Annotated in this window: 19 protein-coding genes; 11 read left to right on the forward strand and 8 right to left on the reverse strand. The window is 64.7% G+C overall.

Annotated elements, in window-relative coordinates:
• Nucleotides 1–205: 205 nt before the first annotated feature.
• Entirely contained in the window at nucleotides 206–1,762 is a 1,557-nt protein-coding gene (locus JWQ90_RS25025) for an AMP-binding protein (protein ID WP_299697792.1), read from the reverse strand.
• Between the two features lie 147 nt (nucleotides 1,763–1,909).
• Here JWQ90_RS25025 and JWQ90_RS25030 point away from each other — a divergent pair, with 147 nt between their 5' ends.
• Both JWQ90_RS25030 and JWQ90_RS25035 read left to right on the forward strand, forming a co-directional pair.
• Entirely contained in the window at nucleotides 1,910–3,085 is a 1,176-nt protein-coding gene (locus JWQ90_RS25030) for a beta-ketoacyl synthase N-terminal-like domain-containing protein (RefSeq protein WP_299697793.1), read from the forward strand.
• Between the two features lie 132 nt (nucleotides 3,086–3,217).
• The gene (locus tag JWQ90_RS25035; RefSeq protein WP_299697794.1) at nucleotides 3,218–4,675 is read left to right on the forward strand and encodes an aldehyde dehydrogenase family protein; all 1,458 of its coding nucleotides are present in this window, start codon (nucleotides 3,218–3,220) and stop codon (nucleotides 4,673–4,675) included.
• Between the two features lie 91 nt (nucleotides 4,676–4,766).
• On the opposite strand, the gene JWQ90_RS25040 is transcribed toward JWQ90_RS25035, so the two are convergent.
• Genes JWQ90_RS25040 through JWQ90_RS25050 form a run of 3 tightly spaced genes read right to left on the reverse strand, consistent with a single transcriptional unit; the run spans nucleotide 4,767 to nucleotide 6,867 of the window.
• Nucleotides 4,767–5,147, reverse strand: a complete 381-nt coding sequence (locus JWQ90_RS25040) for a hypothetical protein (protein WP_299697795.1) — start codon at nucleotides 5,145–5,147, stop codon at nucleotides 4,767–4,769.
• A gap of 5 nt (nucleotides 5,148–5,152) precedes the next feature.
• Nucleotides 5,153–5,944, reverse strand: coding sequence for an SDR family oxidoreductase (locus tag JWQ90_RS25045; RefSeq protein WP_299697796.1), 792 nt, complete (start codon nucleotides 5,942–5,944; stop codon nucleotides 5,153–5,155).
• Nucleotides 5,941–6,867: an SDR family NAD(P)-dependent oxidoreductase gene (locus tag JWQ90_RS25050; RefSeq protein ID WP_299697797.1), complete on the reverse strand. Its 927-nt coding sequence runs from the start codon at nucleotides 6,865–6,867 to the stop codon at nucleotides 5,941–5,943. Before JWQ90_RS25050 ends, JWQ90_RS25045 begins: the two co-directional genes overlap by 4 nt.
• A gap of 158 nt (nucleotides 6,868–7,025) precedes the next feature.
• On the opposite strand from JWQ90_RS25050, the gene JWQ90_RS25055 reads away from it, so the two are divergent.
• From JWQ90_RS25055 to JWQ90_RS25070, 4 genes are all read left to right on the forward strand, one after another.
• Nucleotides 7,026–7,820: an SDR family oxidoreductase gene (locus JWQ90_RS25055; RefSeq protein ID WP_299697798.1), complete on the forward strand. Its 795-nt coding sequence runs from the start codon at nucleotides 7,026–7,028 to the stop codon at nucleotides 7,818–7,820.
• A gap of 3 nt (nucleotides 7,821–7,823) precedes the next feature.
• On the forward strand, nucleotides 7,824–8,597 hold the full coding sequence (locus JWQ90_RS25060; RefSeq protein ID WP_299697799.1) for an SDR family oxidoreductase: 774 nt from the start codon (nucleotides 7,824–7,826) through the stop codon (nucleotides 8,595–8,597).
• A 105-nt stretch (nucleotides 8,598–8,702) separates the two neighbouring features.
• On the forward strand, nucleotides 8,703–8,933 hold the full coding sequence (locus JWQ90_RS25065; RefSeq protein ID WP_299697800.1) for a helix-turn-helix transcriptional regulator: 231 nt from the start codon (nucleotides 8,703–8,705) through the stop codon (nucleotides 8,931–8,933).
• Nucleotides 8,930–9,655: a hypothetical protein gene (locus tag JWQ90_RS25070; RefSeq protein WP_299697801.1), complete on the forward strand. Its 726-nt coding sequence runs from the start codon at nucleotides 8,930–8,932 to the stop codon at nucleotides 9,653–9,655. The genes JWQ90_RS25065 and JWQ90_RS25070 overlap by 4 nt, the downstream gene beginning before the upstream one ends.
• Here JWQ90_RS25070 and JWQ90_RS25075 read toward each other — a convergent pair.
• From JWQ90_RS25075 to JWQ90_RS25085, 4 genes are all read right to left on the reverse strand, one after another.
• Nucleotides 9,642–10,619, reverse strand: a complete 978-nt coding sequence (locus tag JWQ90_RS25075) for a site-specific DNA-methyltransferase (RefSeq protein WP_299697802.1) — start codon at nucleotides 10,617–10,619, stop codon at nucleotides 9,642–9,644. The genes JWQ90_RS25070 and JWQ90_RS25075 overlap by 14 nt on opposite strands.
• Before the next feature lie 483 nt (nucleotides 10,620–11,102).
• Complete coding sequence (locus JWQ90_RS29300; RefSeq protein ID WP_366919593.1) at nucleotides 11,103–11,312, reverse strand: type II toxin-antitoxin system VapB family antitoxin; 210 nt, start codon at nucleotides 11,310–11,312, stop codon at nucleotides 11,103–11,105.
• A gap of 49 nt (nucleotides 11,313–11,361) precedes the next feature.
• Nucleotides 11,362–13,455, reverse strand: a complete 2,094-nt coding sequence (locus JWQ90_RS25080; RefSeq protein ID WP_299697803.1) for a 3-hydroxyacyl-CoA dehydrogenase NAD-binding domain-containing protein — start codon at nucleotides 13,453–13,455, stop codon at nucleotides 11,362–11,364.
• Between the two features lie 305 nt (nucleotides 13,456–13,760).
• Entirely contained in the window at nucleotides 13,761–13,985 is a 225-nt protein-coding gene (locus JWQ90_RS25085) for a hypothetical protein (RefSeq protein ID WP_299697804.1), read from the reverse strand.
• Between the two features lie 30 nt (nucleotides 13,986–14,015).
• Between JWQ90_RS25085 and JWQ90_RS25090 the strand changes: the two genes are divergently transcribed.
• The 5 genes from JWQ90_RS25090 (at nucleotide 14,016) to JWQ90_RS25110 (ending at nucleotide 19,785) form a co-directional block, all read left to right on the forward strand.
• Nucleotides 14,016–15,188, forward strand: a complete 1,173-nt coding sequence (locus tag JWQ90_RS25090) for a substrate-binding domain-containing protein (protein ID WP_299697805.1) — start codon at nucleotides 14,016–14,018, stop codon at nucleotides 15,186–15,188.
• A gap of 12 nt (nucleotides 15,189–15,200) precedes the next feature.
• Nucleotides 15,201–16,313, forward strand: a complete 1,113-nt coding sequence (locus JWQ90_RS25095) for an NAD(P)/FAD-dependent oxidoreductase (protein WP_299697806.1) — start codon at nucleotides 15,201–15,203, stop codon at nucleotides 16,311–16,313.
• Between the two features lie 70 nt (nucleotides 16,314–16,383).
• On the forward strand, nucleotides 16,384–18,006 hold the full coding sequence (locus JWQ90_RS25100; RefSeq protein WP_299697807.1) for a choline dehydrogenase: 1,623 nt from the start codon (nucleotides 16,384–16,386) through the stop codon (nucleotides 18,004–18,006).
• Between the two features lie 74 nt (nucleotides 18,007–18,080).
• Nucleotides 18,081–18,887, forward strand: a complete 807-nt coding sequence (locus tag JWQ90_RS25105; RefSeq protein ID WP_299697808.1) for a crotonase/enoyl-CoA hydratase family protein — start codon at nucleotides 18,081–18,083, stop codon at nucleotides 18,885–18,887.
• Between the two features lie 109 nt (nucleotides 18,888–18,996).
• A complete protein-coding gene (locus JWQ90_RS25110; RefSeq protein WP_299697809.1) occupies nucleotides 18,997–19,785 on the forward strand; it encodes an enoyl-CoA hydratase in 789 nt (262 codons plus the stop codon).
• Nucleotides 19,786–19,865: the final 80 nt, after the last annotated feature.

A 19,865-nucleotide genomic window follows, 5' to 3' on the forward strand; every position in this document is an offset into this window, starting at 1 on the left:
GGGGTGGGGGCGAGCAGGCGCGGCGCTATCGTCTCGCCCCCATCCCAACCTTCCCCCGCAGGCGGGGGAAGGGGCGGGTCGGTTCCGGGGCTCAAGCCGGCAGCGCCAAGCTGCGGCGGTCTCTCCCGCAAGCGGGAGAGGGGATTTTCTTCCTAAGGTAGTGACATTGGGGATGCTCCCGCCTCACGTGCTGGCGCGGTCGGCACTATGCCCCGCGCGTCATCCCGCCCGGATAGTTGCCGCCGCCAAACCGCTGGTCGAGCGCCGCGTAGTCGATCATGCCGGACGGCGTGCGCGGCAGGTTGGTGACGAATTCGATGTGACGAGGCTTCTTGTACGAAGCGATGTTGGCGCGGCAGTGTTCGATCAGCTCCGCCGCCGTCGCCTGCGCATCGGGCTTGAGCTGCACGATCGCCTTCACGCTCTGCACCCATTTGTCGTCGGGCACGCCGATGATGCCGCAGTCTGCAACCGCCGGATGCTGTCGCAGGCAGCCTTCGACTTCGGCCGGGTAGATGTTCTCGGCCATCGACTTGATCATCTGCGTCTTCGGCCCGACGAAGCTGATCGAGCCGTCGACCTCGCGCTTGCCGAGATCGTTGGTGTAGTGCCAGCCGCCGCGTTGCCGCCGCGCATTGATCTCGGGCCGCCGCCAGTAGCCGCTCATCACCGTCGGGCCGCGCACCGCGAGTTCACCGACTTCGCCGGGGCCGAGTTCCTTGTCGTCGGCATCGAACACCCGCACTTGAGCGACAGTGCCGGTGCGGCCATTGCGCGACAGGCACTGGCCCCAGCCGTAGTACTGCCAGACCACCGGGCCGCAGACTTCGGTCTGGCCGAAGCCGAACAGGCTGCGCTCGCTGGTCGGCGTGACCATCGCATCCCATTCCGGCGACAGGCAGGGTGAGCGCAGGCATTTCAGATCGTAGCGGCCGTCACGATTGATCTCGACGATCTCGTGCTGGGTCTTGCCGACCAGGAAGGCCAGCGTGCAGCGGTGATTGTGGATGTGCTGCGCAATCGCTTCGGGATCGGTGCGGCGGATGAACACATTGGTGCCGCCGACATGGAATGTCGCCATTGATACCATCAACGTGCCGATATGGAACAGCGGCCCCGAGTTCAGGAACACGGTCTGGCTGGACAGTGCCTGGATGTCGATCAGCGACAGGTTCTGCCACAGGAACGCGGTCTGGCTCAGCAAGGCGCCGTTGGGCCTGCCCGAGAACGCCGCGGTGTACATCAGCAGGCAGGGCAGCGAGGCATCGCTGATACGGCCCTCGGCGGCGAGCGGGTCGAGCTTCGCGCCGTGACTCAGGTAGTCCTCGTATGAGCCGCTGCCCTCGGCGTCGAACGCGATCCACTGCGCGGATTGCCATTGCGCCTGGGCCTTGGCGGCGAGTACCACGCTGCCGATTTCCTGCTGCTGCCAGACCACGACCCTGGGCTCCAGGTCGTCGATGACGAACGCCATTTCGCCGGCGGTCTGGCGCCAGTTGAGCGGGCAGAACATCGCGCCGATGCGCGCGCAGGCCAGCAGGGCCTCGAAGATCACGTGGGTGTTCTGGCCCATCCACAGCACGCGGTCGCCGGCACCGACGCCCGAAGCGCTCAGCGCGTTGGACAGCTGGATGACACGATCGGCGAGCTGCGGATAGGTGAACACGCGATGTTCGAACACCGCGGCGATGCGATCGGGATGCGAGCGGCGGTGCTCTTCGAGCAGGCCGTCGAGTGTCAGGGAGTGCAGGGCGTCAGACATGGACGGGCGGTTTTCCGGCGTTGCCCCGGCGATGATTGCCGGCGGCTTCTTTAAATAGGATACTATTTAAAGAAGCCGATCGGAAGGCGCGGCGCGAGGAAAGCGCTCGTTTCGTCGACTTCCTTCATTACCCAGAGGAGAAACACCGTGTCCAAGGCCTACATTGCCGGTGTCGGAATGATCCCTTTCCTGAAGCCGGGCAAGAGCGAGACCTACGAGAAAATGGCCGAGACCGCGATCCGTGCGGCGCTGGCCGATGCCGGCATCGACTACGCCCAGATCGAGGAGGCCGCTGTCGGCTACACCATGGGTGACTCCTGCAACGGGCAGGAGGCGCTGTACCGGCTCGGCCTGACCGGCATCCCGGTGGTCAACGTCGAGAACGCCTGCGCGTCCGGCTCGTCGGCGGTGTACCTGATGCGGCGCGCGGTCGAGAGCGGCGACGCGGACATCGCGATCGCGGTCGGCTTTGAGCAGATGCCGATGGGGTCGCCGAAGAACTCCTTTGCCGATCGGCCGATGTTCACCAAGATCAAGGAGGCCACGCGCGCGATCCAGGGCTGGGACGAAGACACCGCGATTCCGCTGCAGGTGTTCGGCGGCTCGTATCTCGAGCTGCAAAAGCAATATGGCTACAGCGACGCGTTGTTTGCGCTGCTGTCGGTGAAGTCGCGCGCGCATGCGCAACACAATCCGTATGCGCTGTTCCGCGAGCCGACCACGGTCGAAGCGGTGCTCGCGTCCAAGCCGATCTGGGGGCCGTTGACCTTGTTCCAGTGCTCCCCGTCGACCTGCGGCGCCGCCGCCGCGGTGCTCGTCTCTGAGCGTGCCAAGCGCCGGCTGGGTCTGAATCGCGCGGTGCTGATCGCGGGCCAGGCGCTGGCCACCGATACCGACGAGAGTTTCGCCAGCGGCAGCATGAGCGACGTGGTCGGTGCCAAGGTCTCGGCGCGCGCCGCGTCGCGCGCGTTCGCGCAGGCCGGCATCGGCCCGGAAGACCTCGACGTGGTCGAGCTGCACGACTGCTTCACGCCCAATGAAATCGTCAGCTACAGCGCGCTGGGCCTGGTCAAGCCCGGCGAGGCCGAGGCCTTCATCCGCGACGGTCAGAACACTTATGGCGGCCGCGTCGTGGTCAATCCTTCCGGCGGCCTGCTGTCGAAAGGGCATCCGATCGGCGCCACCGGCATCGCGCAGATGTGCGAGCTGGTCTGGCAGTTGCGCGGTGACGCGCAGCAGCGCCAGGTCGAGGGCGCGCGCGTCGGCCTGCAGCACAACGTCGGGCTGGGCGGCGCGAGTGTGGTGACGGTGCTGCGCAAATAGCGCAATACCGCTTCCGTTTTTTGAACTGTAGGAGCGGTCCTTGACCGCGATTGCGCCGGTGCAATCTCAATCGCGGTCAAGGGCCGCTCCTACAGTGGTCATGGCAAACATGTGCTTACTGCTGGAGCTTCGATGAGCTACGAATTCACATACCGCATCGGCGGTGTCTGGGAACCCGGCGCCGCGGCGGGCGAGAATCAGGACCTGAATCCGGCCGATCAGCGCGAGGTGCTGGCGCGATTCCAGCTGATGGACGAGCAGCAGACTCGGCGCGCGATGGACGCGGCCGCAGCCGGGGCAGCGCTGTGGAAAGCGGCGACGCCGATCGCACGCGCCGCGGTGCTGTCGCGTGCCGCCCGCACGCTGCGCGCGCAGCAGGATGACATCGCGCAAATCGTGTCGAGCGAGAACGGCAAGACGCTGGCCGAGGCGCGCGTCGAAGTCGAAAAGAGCGCCGATTTTCTCGACTTCTACGCGGCGAGCGCGCGCTTGCCGCAGGGCGGCATCATCGCCGATGGCCGGCCCGGCACGCGCGCGATGGCGCTGATCGAGCCGGTCGGCATCGTCGCGATGATCACGCCCTGGAACGATCCTTTTCTGACGCCGGCGCGCAAGCTCGGCCCGGCGCTGATCAGCGGCAACGCGGTGCTGCTGAAGCCGGCGCGCGAAACTCCGCTCGCAGCCTATCAGCTGACGCGCGCGCTGGTCGATGCCGGCTTGCCGGACGGCGTTCTGAACCTGGTGATGTGCGAGCACGCGACTTTCGACAAGCACGTGCTGGCCGATCCTCGACTGGCGGCGGTGACCTTCACCGGCTCGACCGAAGTCGGACTCGGCCTGAGTCGCAAGCTCGCCGGCCGCAACCTGCGCCTGCAGACCGAAATGGGCGGCAAGAACGCCTCGGTGGTGCTGGCCGACGCCGATCTGGATCTTGCCGTCGCGACCATCGTCGGCGCGGCTTTCGGCCAGGCCGGCCAGCGCTGCACCGCGACCAGCCGGGTGATCGTCGAAGACCCGGTGCATGACGCCTTCGTCGCGCGTCTGTGCGATGCGGTGGGCAGGCTCAGGACCGGTGCCGGCAGCGAGGCATCGACGAATGTCGGCCCGGTGGTCAATCGTCGCCAGCAGGCCGAGGTGCTGTCCCATATCGAAGGCGCGCGGAAATCCGGCGCGAGCTTGTTGCAAGGCGGCGCGCCACCACCGGGCGCGGACTATGTCAACGGCTGTTACGTTGCGCCGACGGTGCTCGCCGGTGTCACTCGCGACATGCCGATCTGGCGCGACGAAGTGTTCGGGCCGGTACTGGCGATCACCCGCGTCGCGTCGTTCGACGAAGCCGTGGCCGCGGTCAACGATTCGGTCTACGGCCTGTCGGCGGCGCTGTTCACGAACAGCCTGCGCTATGCCCAGCGCTTTCTCGACGCCGCCGACACCGGCCAGGTTTCGGTCAATCTGCCGACGTCAGGCTGGGACGTGCACCAGCCTTTCGGCGGCTTCAAGCTGTCGGGCTCGGCGTTCAAGGAACAGGGCCTGGAAGGCCTGCATTTCTATACGCGCGTGAAGATGACCGCGGTGCGCTTCGACTGGTGAGTGTCCGCCCGGCTGGGTAGGTCGGCAATCCCTTGCCGACGTGAGGCCTCGTTTGCGTATCGAAGGTACACGTCGGCAAGGGATTGCCGACCTACGGCTCGCGCCCCGAGCTGGTGTAGGGCGGGTCGTGACCCGCCGTTTTGTTGTCCGAGCCGAAAAGAGGCGGGTCACGACCCGCCCTACACCAGCTGGCAACACAACACCGGCTTCTCACGGCGCCGTCAGATAGGAACGGTGCGGCCGAGTTGCGCGGCCACCTCGTAACAGCCGCAGGGGTGATCAGCGCGGCGAAGATGCCGCCGTGCAGATACCGGGTCTGCGCACCGCCGACGAATTCTTCGCGCCAGCGCACCTCTACCTGGATGCCATCGTCGCCGACATGGACGACACGCTGGCCCAGCCAGGCATTGAACGGGCTGGCCAGGATGATAGTGTTGAGTTGTCGCGCGTCCAGCGAGGTCTGCGAGTCCATCGTCGTCAGCTGACCAGGAAACCGCCATCGACGGCCAGCGCCTGGCCCGAGGTATAGGCGCCACCGGCACCGGCAAAAAACAGCACCGCGGCGGCGACTTCCATTGGTGTGCCGGAGCGGCCGGCGAGCCAGCGCTGTCGATCGGCTGCCGGCCCGGTTACCGGCGCTGAATGAGTCGGCGTGGGGGCAACGGCCGTCGCTACTGCGATCGGGCCGGGCAGAACGGAATTGACGGTGATGCCGCGGCCACTGAACTCCAGCGCCGCGCCGCGCGTCAGTGCATCGACACCGGCCTTGGCCGCGGCGTAATGCATGTTCGAGATGGTCGCCGGATGCTGCGAGGCCACCGAGCTGATGTTGATCACGCGGCCGCCGTGCCCGGCCTCGAGCATCTGGCCGATCGCGTGCTGCATGCAGACGAAACTCGCCCGCAGGTTCAGGTGATGCACCGCATCCCATTGCTCGCGCGTGATCCTGAAGAAATCGTACTTCGGATAGCTGCCAGCATTGTTCACCAGGATGTCGACGCTGCCGATCTGCGCCCGTACACGCTCGAACATCGCGGCGATCTGCGCCTCGTCGTTCAGATCCACGCGGGTCGCCGATGCGCCGAGTCCTTCGTCGCGCAGCGCCGACGCAAGGGATTCGGCGTTATCGGTATCGATATCGGCGATGACGGCATGCGCGCCGGCTTGCGCCAGTGCGCGCGCGATTTCGCGGCCGATGCCGCCGGCCCCACCGGTGATCACCGCGATTTTTCCGTGCAGGCCGAACAGTGTTTCCAGTACCGGGCTCAAGCGATGCTCCTGTTGCCGGCGATGCCCGGCATGCCGCCGGTCTCCGGCCACGGCAGCCACGCGGTGTAGCGGTTCAGCTCCTGCGGCTGGTTCTCCACCAGCACCGCGGAGGCGGTGTCCATCACCGCATCGAAATGATCGGCGACCGATTCGGGTGTGGCCTCGGTATTGAAGTAGCCCTGGGTATTCAGGTACGCGGTGCGTGCGATGCGCCCGCCGCCGCAACTGAAGATCTCGCCGCTGGCGGGCATTGCTTCGCTGAGCAGGAACAGCGCCGGGGCCGCGATTTTCTGCGGCGGAAAGTGCGTATCAATCCAGTCGCGAAACATTCCGGGCGGAATCTTCACGGTCATCGTCGTGCTCGCCACCGGCAGCATCGCATTGGCCTTGATGCCGAACGCGGCGCCTTCGCGCGCATTGTCCTTGGTCAGCGCAATCAGCCCGCCCTTGGACGCCGCGTACGCCGCCGAGTAGCCCATGCCGAGCGCCGCGTTCGACGCGATATTCAGAATGCGGCCGTAACCGGCGGCCTGCATCGTCGGCCACGCGGCCTGCGTCAGTGCGAGTGCGCCGATCAGGTTGACCTGCAGTACGCGCAGGATCGCGCGCTCTCCGACGTCGGTGAACGCGCCGGGCGCCGAAATACCGGCACTGTTGATCAGCATGTCGATGCGCCCGTAGGCGGCGAGGGCGTGCGCGACGATGTCGCGCGCGGCGTCGAAGTCGCCGACGGGTGTGGAATCTGCCGTCGCCTCGCCGCCGGCGCTGCGAATTGCCCGCGCGACGTCGTCGGCTCCGCTCAAGTCGTTGGTGAGTACGCGGGCGCCACGCGCCGCCAGAGCCAGCGCGATCGCCCGGCCGATGCCGCTGGCGGCCCCGGTGACGATCGCGACGCGAGCGCTGAAATCGATGTTGCCGCTCATGCAGAACCTCAGGGCGGTTTTGTAGAGGTGATGACACTCCTCTTTCGATAGCATACTATTTAATCGTGGCGGAGAGCACGCTGGCTTTGGATCACAAGCTGAAGCCCGCCGCGCAAAAAATAGGCAGCGCCTCAGGCGCGCACGCTAGGAGAGAGAGCATGGGTCGTCTGGACGGGCAGGTTGCGGTGATCACCGGCGCCAGCTACGGCATCGGCCGCGGCCTCGCAGTGCGTTTTGCCAAGGAGGGCGCACGCCTGATCGTATGCTCGCGCACCGCGGCCAAGGCCACCGAGATGCTCGACGAGGTGCATGCGATCACGCCGCATGTGCACTACGTCGCCGCCGACGTCGGCGTCCGTGAACAGATCCAGAACGTGGTCGCCGAGGCCGGTCGGATTTATGGCCGGCTCGACGTGCTGATCAACAACGCGCAGACGGTGATGCCGTGGACACCGATCGAGGACAAGCCGGATGACGACTGGGACCAGACGCTGCAGTCCGGTCTCTACGCCACGCTATGGGCGATGCGCGCGGCCTTGCCGATGATGAAGGCACAGGGTCGCGGCCGCATCGTCAACTTCGGCTCGATCTTCGGCATCAACGGCAGCCGCTGGGCCTCCGACTACGCGGCCTGCAAGGAGGGCATCCGCGGTCTGACGCGCTCGGCCGCGAACGAGTGGGGCCGCTACGGCATCACCGTCAACGTGGTGCTGCCGTCGGCGGAGAGCGCGGCCTCCAAAAGCTTTCGCGAAAATCATCCCGCGGCCTACAAGATGATGCGCGACCGCGTGCCGCTGCAGCATCACGGCGATCCCGAGACCGACATCGGCGGCGCGATCCTCGGGCTGGCCTGCGAAGAAGGACGCTTTATCACCGGTGAGACGTTTTTCCTCGACGGCGGCATGGGTATCTCGCGGCCGGTGCAGGCGCTGCAGCCGCATATGAGGAACTGAGCCATGCCGCAACTGCAAAACAAGCTCGCATTAATCGTCGGCGCCGGACGCGAGCCCGGACGTGGCATCGCGCGGCGCTTTGCGCGCGAAGGCGCGCAGTTGCTGCTGATCGATCGCGATGCCGCGGCCGGTGATGCGCTGGCTCGTGAACTCGATGCGCCGTTTTTCCACGCGGACCCGTCCGACAAGAACGCTCTGCTCGCGGCGATCACGCAAGCCACCGCGGGTGCGGGGCGGCTCGATATCCTGGTCAACGCGGCGATGGAAGAACCGCAGTGGACGCGGCTTGAAGAACTGCCGGACTCTGCATTCGAGCAGGGTTTCGCGCAGGGCTTCTATTCCGCGCTGTGGGCGATGCGCGCGCTGCAGCCGCTGATGCGCGCCAACGGCGGCGGCCGCATCGTCAACCTCGGCTCGGTCTACGGCGAGAACGTCGCCGAATACATCGGCGCCTACAGCGCCGCCGCCGAAGCGCTGCGCGCGCTGACGCGCACCGCGGCGCAGGAGTGGGGCGCCGACAACATCCTGGTCAACGTGCTGATGCCGACGGTCGACGACGAGCGCTTCCGCGCCTACCACGAGCAGCATAGTGAGCATGTCGATACGACCCTGCCGCTGGTCGCGCTGCAGCGCTTCGGCGACCCGGTCGAAGACATCGGCGGCGCCGCGGTGTATCTGGTCAGCGACGACAGCCGCTACCTCACCGGCTACACGATCCACGCCGACGGCGGCTACCACATGGCCGGGCCGGTTTATGTGCCGGTGATGGAGGTGTAGAGCAACTGAGGGACCGTGCTGTGCTCTCGTCCAAGGTTCTCAGGCGCCATGTAATGGGTATCATCGTCCGTGGACTGATAGTCCGCTTTTGGCCAGGCTTGTGGCGTGACCACTCAGCCGCTAAAGGTTCTTGGCCAACGAATTCGTGAACGACGCGAGTCGCTCGGCTGGACGCAGGAAGATCTGGCTGCCAGGGCGGAAATTGATCGCTCGTACATTGGCGGTGTCGAGCGTGGTGAACGAAACCTGACGTTTATCGTCTTGTGCCGACTTAGCCGCGCTTTGAAGTGTGATGTAGCCGCGCTAACGCCGGATTTGCCTGGAGCCTCGAAGTGAAATGGCTTCGGACCTTGGTGTTGTTCGACTGCGGCGGACTCATGTCGAGCCCGGATTGGGCGTCGATTCATGCGAGTTACGTTCGGGCGATCCAGCAGATTGATTTTCCGGTAGGAGCCGGAACCCTGACATTACGAAAGAAAGTGAAGCGGCCCGATGGTCAGTCGGAACGAAATGGCGTGGGGTATCTCCGTCGAAGGTTCTTGAAATTCATCGTAGAGGTCGAAGGATGGGAATCGGAAGCCGACGTAGACCTTGCTCGGGATCGTAGGCAGCCGGACATACGGCTTTACCCGAGCCTGGAAACGTATCAGGAGCCGATTACGTCGAATTTTGGCGACTTCGACTTGGTCACGACCGCTGCAGGTGGCACCCGGGTCGCGATCGAGTGGGAGACGGGCAACATTTCGTCGTCGCACCGATCCCTCAATAAGCTGGCAATCGCGCTGGCCAGCGGGAAAATTCAAGTCGGCGTGTTGATCGTTCCGAGCAGGCAGACGTACGTGCATTTGACAGATCGGATCGGGAATATCGGTGAGCTGTCCGCATACCTGGAACTTTGGGAGAGCCTGAAGGTGAGCGTACCGAGGGGGCTGTTGGCGATCAGCGTGGTCGAGCACGACGAGTTGACCGATAGCGATACTTTCCCCTATCTGCCTTCCGGCAAGGATGGTCGAGCAAAGCAGGGGCGCTCCAAGCGCAAACGTGCTAAACGGAAGTGAACAGTTCTGACTGTAGGCCGTCTGGAGTTTCACAAAGACACGCGCCTTCAATGTCGCTGAGCCGGTAATCCTTGGATAGAGGATTGCCTGCTTTGATGCGGCGTTCGAGATCGGACTTTGTGAACAACACGTTCTTGTTCCGCGTGATCTGATCCAGGTGTTCGCGGTCTGCTTCAATTGTGTCGAAACGCTCGACAATAGCAGAGCAATCCAGTTCCGAACCGATCCAGCGCCGGCCCCGCAACTCAGCTGCAACGAAGGTTGTGCCCGATCCCCCAAAGGGATCAAGGACTAGTGAGCCGGGGTCGCTGGCCATGGTGACGATTCGATCCATCAGCTTGAGCGACAATGCGTTGGCGGCGCGCTTCTTGTACTTGGCATGTCGGACGGGAGGAATATCGGTCCAGACATCTGACATGCTCACTCCTTTCGGGTTCATTTTGTCCTTGTACCCGCCGTAATCACGCAATTCGCCGCCACAGTGGCGGCAGCACGGCACAGGGAGCCTGTCCGGATGAAAAATCGCTGGTTTGGGACCCTTGATGAAATACAGCAGCGAGTAGTGCGAAGGGTATAGACGATTTTGGATTGGGAGCGAGTACTTGATGTCAACCGAAATCCAATGTCTAAACGTCAGCTTGCCGCCGAGGTGCGCGCCCAACGGCAGGTTCCACTTCGGCAGGTTCCAGAGAAAAAGCGATCCTCCCGGTTTGAGCACGCGGATCATCTGATCGAGCCACGCCTTGCACCAATCGAGATAGTCCTCGTCCGCCCTCGCATCGTTGATGCGCGAGCTATAGGTCTTCCCGAGGTTGAACGGCGGGTCTGCAAACGCCAGATCCACCGTATCGGGTTCGAGAGCAGCGAGGAAGAGATCGCAGTCCGCTTGGTGCAGTTCACCTAAAGGCGTTGTCAGAATGGGTATCATAGTCATCATAATCTCACCGTTCAGCGTGTCCCGCAAGCGACATTTCCAGCACGTAGACCGAAATGAAAATTCTGGCGCCATTTGTCGGAGATACCGCTGGCTTGCGTTTCACTTCAACCCAGCCCGCCGAGTTGTGTCGCGGTGCGCGCGGGCTATTGCTGCGCGCTTTCAGCCGAAACGCACCTGGATCATCGCTCGCGCGAATATGCGTCACCCGATCTTGCCGCAACTAAGGAGGTTGACGATTTCCAGCGCCGTGAGATCCCGTTCATTTCAACCCCGCTTGCCAGGGATCGGGGGTGAGTGAGTTCAGGGCAGCGCTGGGAAGTAAGGTCTGTAGCGCCTCGCGTCGCGGGTCATCAATGTCATGCGTTCGACTGCTGGATGCGCGCCGACCATAAAATCTGGCAGGAACATGCTTCGTGCACCACCCTGCGCGCCGTAGCAGGCATGAACCTGAGCGGCAAAAAGCGCGGCGTGTTCAGTCCACCAGAAAGCGGGCGGCTTATTCGCTGCGAGTCAAGCCCAGAATTTCGTCGGCTGAACGGGCATCCTGCACCGGAAGCGCCGCCCTAGTTCTACGCTACGCGTTCGCATTCCTCGGCTCTGAATCTGCGCGAGTAGCAGATCGAGGGCGCCTTCGATCGCTGCCGTTTTGTTGAGAGCCAGGATGCGGCTTACTTCTATCGCTTTGCGTTCCACTTCTGGGTTTTCGATGTTCAACGCCATGATATCTACGTGTCTACACTGGTAGATACAAACGTAGCATGAGGCTCATCTACTCTACAGCGGCGTCCTTCCAGCTCTTCGCACCGCTCTTCGCCGCCTTGACCAGCAGCGGCGCAGGCTCCCAGAACAAGCCCTGCTCGGCGTGATAGCCGGCGACTTTCGCGTAGACCTTGTCCAGACCCTGCTGCTCGGCCCAGAACATCGGCCCGCCCTGGTGGCGCGGGAAGCCGTAGCCGAACACGTAGGTCACGTCGACATCCGACGCGCGGATCGCGATGCCTTCGCCGACGATCTTGGCGCCCTCGTTGGCCATCACCGAGAGCACGCGCCAGACGATTTCCTCATCACTGACCTCGCGTCGCTTGATGCCCAGGTCTGCCGCAGTTTTTATGATCAGCGCCTCGATCTCGGGATCGGGCGTCGCGTCGCGGCCGATGTACTTGTAATAACCGGCGCCGGTCTTCTGGCCAAAGCGGCCGAGTTCACAGATGCGGTCACCGATTGGCGAATAGCGCAGAGTCTTATCGCGGAACTGCTCGCGGTAAGCACGGATGCGCCAGCCGACGTCGAGCCCGGCCATGTCGCGCATCAGGAACAGCCCCATCGGGAAGCCGAAGCCCTGCAGAGCACGGTCGATCTGCCAGGGCGTGGCGCCTTCTTCCAGCATGAAATCGCATTCGCGGCCATACACCGCGAGGACGCGGTTGCCGATGAAGCCGTCGCAGTTTCTCGCGAGCACCGGCACCTTGCCGATCTGCCTGGACACCGCCATCGTGCGGCCGATGATCTCGGGCGAGGTCTTGCCGCCGCGCACATTCTCGACCAGCTTCATCACGTTGGCCGGCGAGAAGAAATGCATGCCGATCACTTCCTGCGGGCGCTTCGTCACATTGGCGATCTGGTCGATGTCCAGTGTCGAGGTGTTGGTGCCGAGAATTGCACCTGGCTTCATGACGCCATCCAGCGTTCTGAACACGCCCTGCTTGACTTCCATGTTTTCGAACACCGCTTCGACGACGATGTCGGCGTCGCCGATCTGCGCGTATTCGGTAGTCGGTGTGATCAGCGCCAGGCGCTGATCCATCTGCGCCTGGCTGATCGATCCGCGCGCAACCGAGGTCGCGTAGTTGCCCTGGATGCGGGCCAGCCCCTTGTCCAGCGCGTCCTGGCTGGCTTCGAGCAGCTTCACCGGCACACCGACGTTGGCGAACGACATTGCGATGCCGCCGCCCATGGTGCCGGCGCCGATCACCGAGGCCGATTTCACCGGCGCCGGCTTCAGATCGCGCGGCACGTCGGGGATCTTCGAGGCCTCGCGCTCGGCGAAGAACATGTAGGTCAGCGCCGCGCGCTGCGGGCTGGCCTGGGTTTCGCGATACAGCTTCAGTTCGAGCGCGGCGCCCTCGGCAAACGGCAGCGTGCAGGCGGCTTCGACGGCCTCGACGATCTTGTACGGTGACAGCAGGCCTTTCCATTTCTTTTCGTTCTTGCTGCGCGCTTCGGCGAAAATCGCCGGGTCGGTGTTGCCGACCTTGTCCTGAAGCTGGCTGGTCACGCGCAGTGGACGTTTCTCCGCGACGATCCTGCGCGCGAAGGCGATGGCGCCTTCCAGCGGATCGCCTTCGACGAGTTCGTCGACGATACCGAGCTGCAGACCCTTACTGCCGTCGACCGGCGCACCGCTGAGGATCATGTCCAGCGCCTTCGCTCCGCCGACCAGGCGCGGCAGGCGCTGCGTGCCGCCAGCGCCCGGCATGATGCCGAGCGTGATTTCGGGAAGGCCGAGTTTCACTTTCGGTACCGCGACGCGCCAGTGACAGGCGAGAGCAATCTCCAGGCCGCCGCCCAGAGCGTTACCGGCGAGCGCGGCGACAATCGGCTTGCTCGATGCTTCCATCGCGGCCAGGGCTTCCAGTGTGGTCGGCGGCGCCAGCGGCTTGCCGAACTCCTTGATGTCGGCGCCGGCAACGAAGGTGTCGCCGGCGCCGATCAGTACGGCCGATTGCACCGTGCTGTCCGCTGCGAGTCGGTCCAGGGCCTCGATCAGTCCGGCGCGTATGCCCTGGCTGATCGCGTTGACGGGCGGATTGATCAGGGTGATGACGGCAACATCGTTCTTGCTGCTGTATTCGACGCTGGACACGAAGGCTCTCCTCGGTGGGTTGCGGCGGGCCCGGTGACAGGCCCGGTCCGGCTGGCTATAAATAGGATACTAAATAACGGGATCGTTTTGCGTGCCGGCACCGCTTTTTTTGCACGACGGCTATCAAAGCCGTAAGCGCTTCAAGTATGATCATCCGACCGGCTCGTTGGCGCGGTCTGCTGGAGGGCCTGACGAGTCCCGTGGCAGGCTCCGCAGCGCTGTTGCACGGACCGCTTTCCGGTTGTGGGCGGTAGTACAAAAATAAATAATGTCAGTGTATTGGAGTTGAGAGTTGGGTCAGCGGTTTAAGTGCCGATCGGCGCGATCACGATGCCCCCGATCGGCGTGGAACGCGGGTCGTCGTCAAGCTTTTGAGCGCGGAATGAAACGGTGATAACTTCGATCGGTCCTACTACGGCGATGGCTTCTGGTGCGCGGGAATGCGCGGGCGCTGTTGCGAGGGCAAGGCTGAAGTTCGGTTTCCGTCTCCAGGGAAAGCTCACACGCATGTCCGAAATCACGATCGTCAATGCAGTGCCTGGCCGGGGAGCGGTGAGCTGATGGCCAAGTCCGGCAGAAAAACCGGGAGTGCTGCCCCCACAGCCGTGAAAGCGCTGGCCAAGTCCGCCCCCAGGGTCAAGCCGGTGGCGGCTGCGAAGGCCAAGCCAAAGGTCGCCGAAGTCGCGATCGAGGCACCGGCTCCTGCCGACGTCAACGGCGGCGGCCGCCCGCGGCTGATCGATGTCGCGCATCTGGCCGGCGTTTCGCTTGGCAGCGCATCGCGCGCGCTGTCGTCGCCTGACGCGGTGCGGGCGCACACCTTGAGGCGCGTGCGCGAAGCCGCCGACCGGCTGGGTTACGTGCCGGACGGCGCGGCGCGGGCGTTGGCGCTGCGCCGCAGCATGACGGTCGGCGCGGTGCTGCCGACCATCAACAACCCGATCTACTCGAACTTCGTGCAGGCGCTGCAGAAGACGCTCGGGCGCCAGGGCTATCACCTGCTGATCGCGGCGCACGAATACGATCTGAAGGAAGAGGTGTCGATCGTCGAGCGCCTGGTCCAGCGCGGGATCGACAGCATCGTGCTGATCGGCACCGATCATCCGCTCGCGGTGTATCGGCGCATCGAGCAGGCGCGCCTGCCGTATGTCTGCGCCTGGTCGATCGACGAGGCGCGCGGTCATCCCTGCGTGGGCATCTCCAACCGCCGCGCGATGCACCGCGTGGTGCGCCATCTGCTGGATCTGGGCCATCGCGATTTCGCGGTGATTTCCGGCGAGCCCGAGCACAACGAGCGCGCGCGTGCGCGCATCGACGGTGTGCTCGACGCGATGGCGCTGGCCGATATCAACCTGCCGGCCGAGCGCATCTTCTACGGCCCGTTCTCGATCGAGGCGGGGCGCGAAGGTATGCGCAAGACGCTGGCGCTGAGCCCGAGGCCGACCGCGGTGATCTGCTGCACCGACATCCTGGCTGCCGGCGCGCTGTCCGAGGCGCGCGCGCAGAACATCGCGCTGCCCGGCGAGCTGTCGATCAGCGGTTTCGACGACATCGAGTTCGTGTCGCTGCTGGAGCCGCCGCTGACCACGCTGCAGGTGCGTACCGACGAAATCGGCCGCATGGCCGGCGAGTACGTGCTGGCCGGCCTGCGCGGCGAAATCACGACGACGCCGATCGAGATCGACACGCGCCTGATCGTGCGCGCCAGCACCGGCGCGGCGCGCAAGCGCTGATCGCCTCTGACTATGGATACCGTCGACTGCATCGTGATCGGAGCCGGCGTGGTCGGCCTGGCGATTGCGCGGCGTATCGCGATGTCCGGCCGCGAGACCCTCATTCTGGAGCGTGAAAACGCGTTCGGAACGGCCACCAGTTCGCGCAACAGCGAAGTGATCCACGCGGGCATCTACTATCCGCAGGGTTCGTTGAAGGCGCGGCTCTGCGTCAGCGGCAAGCAACAGCTATACGACTATTGCGAGCGCTACGGTGTCGAGCATCGTCGCTGCGGCAAGCTGATCGTCGCGAGCCACGCGGCCCAGCAGCCGGAGCTGGCCAGGATCGATGCCGCCGCACGGCGCAACGGGGTCGACGATCTGCAGATGCTCGATCGTGCGCAGGCGCTGCAGCTGGAGCCGGCGCTTCAGTGCTCGGCCGCGCTGCTTTCACCGTCGACCGGCATCATCGATTCGCATGGCTACATGCTGTCGCTGCTCGGCCAGGCCGAGGCTCATGGCGCGATGCTGGCCTATCGGTCACCGGTCACGCGGCTGATACCGCAGCAGGACGGCATTGCGATTGTGGCCGGCGACGATCCGGAGCCGCAGCTCAGAGCGCGCTGCGTGATCAACGCAGCCGGCATCGAGGCGCCGGATCTGGCGCGGCGGGTAGAGGGCATCGCGCAGGACGCGCTGCCGCGCGCCTACTACGCCAAGGGCAGTTACTTCACGCTGAGCGGCCGGGCGCCGTTTTCGCGCCTGATCTACCCGGTTCCGGAGCCCGGCGGCCTCGGCGTGCATCTGACTCTGGACCATGGCGGGCAAGCGCGTTTCGGCCCCGACGTGCAATGGGTCGAGCGGCCCGATTACCAGGTCGACGCGAGCCGCGCCGATCGTTTCTACGACGTGATCCGCGCCTACTGGCCGGGCTTGAAGGACGGCAGCCTAGCGCCGGGCTACGCCGGCATCCGTCCGAAGATTTCCGGCCCCGGCGAAGCCGCTGCCGACTTCCGTATCGACGGCCCCGAGGTCCACCGGATACCGGGGCTGATCAACCTGTTCGGCATCGAATCGCCGGGCCTGACCGCATCGCTGGCGATCGCCGACGAGGTCGGCGGCATCGCCGAAGGCTTATTCAATTGACACATCCATTGATGTATCCAAAGACGCATCCGTTGACGCATCCATCAAAGCTTAGGCAGCGGACGAGCCCATGAGCGACAGCCAGGGCGACTTCGACTACGTCATCGTCGGCGCGGGCTCGGCTGGCTGCGTGCTCGCCAACCGGCTGAGCGCCGACGGCCGCCACCGCGTGCTGCTGCTGGAAGCCGGCGGCCGCGACTGGAATCCGTGGATACATGTGCCGCTGGGCTACGGCAAGCTGTTCAACGATCCGAACGTCAACTGGATGTATCAGACCGAGCCGGAGCCGCAGCTCAACGGCCGGCGCATCAGCGAGCCGCGCGGCAAGGTGCTCGGCGGCTCCAGCTCGATCAACGGCCTGGTCTACATCCGCGGCCAGCGCGAGGACTTCGATGGCTGGCGCGACGCCGGCGCCGAAGGCTGGGGCTATGACGAGGTGCTGCCGTACTTCATCCGCTCCGAGGACCAGCAGCGCGGCGCCAGCGAGTATCACGGTGTCGGCGGCCCGCAGGCGGTTTCGGACCAGACCGAGCCTCACGAGCTTTGTGAAACCTTCTTCGACGCCGCGGAGCAGTGCGGGTATCCGCGCAACGACGACTTCAACGGCGCCCGCCAGGAGGGCGCCGGATATTTCCAGACCAGCTCGCGCAACGGCCGCCGCTGCAGCACCGCGACCGGGTATCTGAAGCCGGCGCGCCGGCGCGCGAACCTGCGCGTGCTGACCCGCGCGCATGTGACGCGGGTGCTGCTGGAGGGTCGGCGTGCGGTCGGCGTCGAATACCGCGGACGCGACGGCAGCCTGCACCGGGTCCACGCCGCGGCCGAAGTGATCCTGTCCGGCGGTGCGATCAACACGCCGCAGTTGCTCGAGCTTTCCGGAATCGGTTCTGGGCCAAACTTGAAGCGCTTCGAGATTGATCTGGTCCACGAGCTGCCCGGAGTCGGCGAAAGCTTCCAGGATCACCTGCAGGTGCGTTCGGTGTACCGATGCACGCGGCCGATCACGGTCAACGACGCGATGAGCAGCTGGTGGGGCCAGATCCAGATGGGCCTGCGCTATCTGTTCCTGCGCAAGGGCCCGCTGACGGTCAGCGCCGGTTATGCCGGCGCGTTCTTCCGCACCCGCTACGAGTCGCAGCGGCCCGACGTGCAGGCGCACTTCATCACCTTCAGCACCAACAAGATGGGCGATGCGCTGGACGAGTGGTCCGGGTTTACCGCGTCGATCTGCCAGCTGCGCCCGGAAAGCCGCGGCTACGTGCATATCCAGAGCCCCGATCCGCTGGCCGCACCGCTGATCCGGCCGAATTTTCTGGCTGCCGAGCAAGACCGCCGCGTCACCGTGGACGGGCTGCAGAAGCTGCGCGCGATCATGCGCGCGCCGGCGATGCGCGGCCTGGTCGAGGCCGAGATCGAGCCCGGCCCCGAGCGCGAGGACGACGCGGCGGTACTGGCGTTCGCCCGCGATCGCGGTGCTTCGATCTACCACCCGAGCTGTACCGCGCGGATCGGCAGTGATCCGATGGCGGTCGTCGATGCCAGGTTGCGCGTGCATGGCATCGAGCGGCTGCGCGTGGTGGATGCCTCGGTGATGCCGTCAGTGGTTTCGGGCAATTCGAACGCGGCGATCATCATGATCGGCGAGAAGGCGGCCGACCTGATTCTGCAGGACGGGCGGACCAGTGGCCGTTAAAATAGGACACCATATACAATGGGCTCTCGATGGCCTTGAAACCGGCACCGTTCCGCGCCCGGCCGGAGTAGATCTTGACTGACCCGTTTGTTCTCTATCGTCAGGATGGCGCGGTGGTCACTCTGACGCTCGATCGCCCCGACAGCCGTAACGCGATCGGCACGCACCAGGATTGCGACGACCTGGCCGCGGCTTTCGAACGCGCCCAGCACGATGTCTCGGTGAGCTGCATCGTGCTGACCGGCAAGGGCAGCTCGTTCTCGGCCGGCGGCAACCTGAAGGCGATGAAGGAGCGCAACGGCATCGGCCCGCTCGAAGCGCCCGACGCCACCCGCGCCAACTACAAGCGCGGCGTGCAGCGCGTCGCGCGCACGATGTGGGAATGCGAAGTGCCGATGATCGCCGCGATCAACGGCCATGCGATCGGCCTGGGGCTCGACCTGGCCTGCCTGTGCGACATGCGCATCTCGGCCGACGGCGCCAAGTTCGCGTCGAGCTTCATCAAGATGGGCATCGTGCCGGGTGATGGCGGCGCCTGGATCCTGCCGCGCGCGGTCGGCCTGGCCAAGGCCGCCGAGATGATTTTCACCGGCGACATGCTGAGCGCCGCCGACGCGCTCAGCGTCGGCCTGGTGTCGCAAGTCGTGCCGGCCGATCAGCTGATGGCCGCCGCGCAAGCCTTGGCGGCGCGCGTCGTCGCCAATCCGGCGAAAGCACTGCGGCTTGCCAAGCGCCTGCTGCGTGAAGGCCAGCAGCAGCGGCTGGCCGACGTACTCGAACTCTCGGCCGCGTTTCAGGCGCTGGCACACGAAACTCAGGATCACGCCGAGGCGCTGGACGCGTTTCTGGAAAAACGCACGCCTCAATTCACCGGCAGGTGAATGCAAAACTATTGGTCACCGGCAGGTGAATTTAAAACTACTGATTAGCGGCAAGTAACCCACTTATCGCCACCGCGCAGCGGCGGCCGCCATCACACAGAGGAACATCATGAGCGACAAAATCATCATCAAGAAGGAAGGCCCGATCGGCCATCTGATCTTCAACAACCCGGACAAGCTCAACGCCATTTCGCTGGATATGTGGGAAGGCATGGGCACCGCGATCCAGCAGCTCGAAGCCGATGACGCGGTCAAGGTCATCGTCATCAGCGGTGCGGGCGAGAAGGCCTTCATCGCCGGTGCCGACGTTTCCAAATACGAGGACGAGCGCATGGGCGAGAACGCCCAGGAGCATTACGCGCAGACCGGCTGGACCGCGATGATGGCGGTGTACAACTGCAGCAAGATCACGATCGCCGCGATCAACGGCTACTGCTACGGCGGCGGCATTTCGGTCGCGGTCTGCACCGATCTGCGCTACGGCTCGTCGACGATCCAGGTCGCGCAGCCGGCGCTGCGCTACGGTATCGGCTACCGCTACAAGTCGCTGCGCCTGGTGACCGACGTCGTCGGCAGCGCGCCGACCAAGGAACTGCTGCTCGGCGGCGCCGTCTGGGACGCCGACGACTGCCTGCGCAAGGGCTTCGTATCGAAAGTGCTGCCGGCCGGCGCCGAGTTCGAGGACTACATCAAGAAGACCGCCGAGCGCATCGCGATCGGCGCGCCGCTGACCGCCAAGCAGTGCAAGTTCTCGATCAACACCATCGTCAAAGACCCGGATCGGCGCGACCTGGCCAAGAACGAAGAACTGTTCCAGGCCTGCTACGCCAGCAACGATTACAAGGAAGGCATCCGCGCGTTCGCCGAGAAGCGCAAGCCGGTTTTCACGGGGCGCTGAGCGATGAATTTCTTAGTCACCGTAGTCACCGTGGGGCGGGAGTATCCCGCCTTGCCAGGCTCGACAGGCGGGATGCGCTG

Source organism: Hydrocarboniphaga sp. (assembly GCF_028291725.1).
GTDB lineage: Bacteria > Pseudomonadota > Gammaproteobacteria > Nevskiales > Nevskiaceae > Hydrocarboniphaga.

Excerpts from the sequence above, each read along its gene's own strand:
- JWQ90_RS25050 (WP_299697797.1), bottom strand. The coding sequence starts at position 6,867 with ATGAGCGGCAACATCGATTTCAGCGCTCGCGTCGCGATCGTCACCGGG.
- JWQ90_RS25025 (WP_299697792.1), bottom strand. The coding sequence starts at position 1,762 with ATGTCTGACGCCCTGCACTCCCTGACACTCGACGGCCTGCTCGAAGAG.
- JWQ90_RS25055 (WP_299697798.1), top strand. The coding sequence starts at position 7,026 with ATGGGTCGTCTGGACGGGCAGGTTGCGGTGATCACCGGCGCCAGCTAC.
- JWQ90_RS25090 (WP_299697805.1), top strand. The coding sequence starts at position 14,016 with ATGGCCAAGTCCGGCAGAAAAACCGGGAGTGCTGCCCCCACAGCCGTG.
- JWQ90_RS25040 (WP_299697795.1), bottom strand. The coding sequence starts at position 5,147 with ATGGACTCGCAGACCTCGCTGGACGCGCGACAACTCAACACTATCATC.
- JWQ90_RS29300 (WP_366919593.1), bottom strand. The coding sequence starts at position 11,312 with ATGGCGTTGAACATCGAAAACCCAGAAGTGGAACGCAAAGCGATAGAA.
- JWQ90_RS25110 (WP_299697809.1), top strand. The coding sequence starts at position 18,997 with ATGAGCGACAAAATCATCATCAAGAAGGAAGGCCCGATCGGCCATCTG.
- JWQ90_RS25095 (WP_299697806.1), top strand. The coding sequence starts at position 15,201 with ATGGATACCGTCGACTGCATCGTGATCGGAGCCGGCGTGGTCGGCCTG.
- JWQ90_RS25060 (WP_299697799.1), top strand. The coding sequence starts at position 7,824 with ATGCCGCAACTGCAAAACAAGCTCGCATTAATCGTCGGCGCCGGACGC.
- JWQ90_RS25100 (WP_299697807.1), top strand. The coding sequence starts at position 16,384 with ATGAGCGACAGCCAGGGCGACTTCGACTACGTCATCGTCGGCGCGGGC.
- JWQ90_RS25035 (WP_299697794.1), top strand. The coding sequence starts at position 3,218 with ATGAGCTACGAATTCACATACCGCATCGGCGGTGTCTGGGAACCCGGC.